We start from the raw sequence: 2,355 nt of genomic DNA on the forward strand, positions 1-2,355 counted from the left end.
CCCGACCCTGTTCCTCCCGGTGCAGGTCAGCGAGCCCGGCCGGATCACCCGCTACCAGTACGACGCCGAGGGACGCAAGACCGGCGAGACCGTCACCACCCGCTGACAAGGACGACACCCATGCGCATCCCCCCATACTTCCCCCGCCTCGGCGCCCTCGCCCTGGCCTGCGCCCTCGCCCTGCCCGCGCAGGCGGCCGAGCGCGCCTGGAGCTACAGCTACAACGCCCTCGGCCTGATCGAGCGCGCCGACGGTCCGCGCACCGATGTGCAGGACGTCACCCTCTATGCCTACGACAGTCGCGGCAACCTGACCCAGGTGACCAACGCCCTCGGCCAGGTCACCCGCCTCGGCGACTATGACGAGCGCGGCAAGCCCGGCAGCATCACCGATGCCAACGGCGTCACCAGCAGCCTCGCCTACACCGGCGTCGACGGCTGGCTGGCCTCCGTCAGCACCGCCGGCAGCACCACCCGCTTCGACTACGACGCGGTCGGCCAGATCACCCGCGTCACCCGTGGCGACGGCAGTTGGCTGAGCTACGAATACGACGACGCACGGCGCCTGGTGGCGATCGGCAACAACCTCGGCGAACGCCTCGAATACGACGTCGACACCAAGGGCAATCGCACCGCCCAGCGCATCAAGGACGCCAGCGGCAGCCTGGTGCGCCAGCAGCAATGGGCCTACGACGAGCTTGGCCGGCTGCTCCGCGCGGTCGGCGCCGGCGGCCAGACACGCAGCTTCGCCTACGACCTCAACGACAATCCGGTCGGCGAAACCAACCCGCGCCAGTTCGCCCACAGCCAGGCCTTCGATGCCCTCGACCGGCTGGTCGGCCAGAGCGATCCCCTCGGCGGCAAGACCCGACTCGCCTACGACGCCCAGGACAACCTCACCGAGGTCAAGGACCCGCGCGGCGTCACCACCCGCTACGAATACGACGGCCTCGGCAACCTGACCCGACTGGTCAGCCCGGACAGCGGCACCACCACCTTCGAGCACGACGCCGCCGGCAACGTCATCCGCCGTACCGACGCTCGCGGTGCGGTCACCGAGTATCGCTACGACGCCCTCAATCGCCTGATCGAGCGCCACTCGCCGAGCGACCCGAGCCTCGACGTACAGTACCGCTACGACCTCACCGCCGACGGCAACAAAGGCATCGGCCGCCTGGGCGCCATCGAAGGTGCCCGCGACAGCCTGGTGTACCGCTACGACGAGCGCGGCAACCTGGTCGAGCAGGTACGCAGCATCCGCCTCGACCAGCAGACCCTGCTCGACCGCGTGACCTACCGCTACGACGCGGCCAACCAACTGCTGGAGATCGGCTACCCCTCCGGCCTCGCCATCGGCTACCCGCGCAACGCCGGCGGCCAGGTCGCCAGCGTGACCCTGGCAGTAGGCGACAAGGCGCCGAGCCCCCTGGTCGGGCAGATCGCCTACCTGCCCTTCGGCCCGCTGCAGCGCCTGACCTGGGGCAACGGCATCGCCCTCAGCCGCGAGTACGACCAGGACTACCAACTGCTGCGGCAGAAGGTCGGCCCCTGGCAGAGCGACTACCAGCACGATGCCAATGGCAATATCCAGCAGCACCGCCATAGCCTCTGGGGCACCCTGGACTACCAGTACGACCCGCTGGACCGCCTGACCGAGGAACGCGGCGTCCAGGGCGGGCGCAGCTATGCCTACGACGCGGTCGGCAACCGCACCCAACGCAGCGACAACCCCGCCTCAGGCGGCACCGCCAGCAGCCAGGACTACCAGTACGCGCCCGACAGCAACCGATTGACCGCCATCGGCGCGCAAGCGGTGACCAGCGACGCCGCCGGCAACCTCACCCAGGACCGCGCCGCGCGCAAACTGGCCTACGACGCCCAGGGCCGCCTGCAAAGCGTCAGCCTCGACGGCCAGCAGGTCGCCGAATACCGCTACAACGCCCTCGGCCAGCGCATCGTCAAGCTCACCCCCGAGAGCGTCACCACCTACCTCTACGGTCCCGACGGCCAGTTGCTCGGCGAAGCCGAACACGACGGCAGCGGCCGGAAACTGCGAGCCCAGTACTACCTGTGGCTGGACAGCCTGCCGCTGGCCACCATCGACGCCGACTACGACGCCCAGGGCAAGGTCGGCAACCCGACCCTGCTCTACCTCCATGGCGACCACCTCGACACCCCGCGCCTGGCCACCGACGCCAGCGGCCAGATCGTCTGGCAGTGGCAGTCCGACGCCTTCGGCCGCGGCGAAGCGCTGAGCCAGGGCAGCACCCAGGTCAACCTGCGCTTCCCCGGGCAGTACTACGATGCGGAGAGCGGGCTGCACTACAACTACTTCCGCGACTATGATCCGGAGACT

At 69.3% G+C, this 2,355-nt stretch carries 1 protein-coding gene and 1 pseudogene; both read left to right on the forward strand.

Going from position 1 to position 2,355, the window contains the following annotated elements:
• A pseudogene (locus HMPREF2716_RS28520) lies at positions 1-106 on the forward strand (RHS repeat protein); the annotation flags it as partial.
• Between the two features lie 14 nt (positions 107-120).
• Positions 121-2,355, forward strand: a 2,235-nt coding sequence (locus tag HMPREF2716_RS29345) for an RHS repeat domain-containing protein (RefSeq protein ID WP_070621829.1), incomplete at its 3' end; no start/stop codon positions are given.

It is taken from the genome of Pseudomonas sp. HMSC076A11, assembly GCF_001810205.1.
GTDB lineage: Bacteria > Pseudomonadota > Gammaproteobacteria > Pseudomonadales > Pseudomonadaceae > Pseudomonas > Pseudomonas aeruginosa.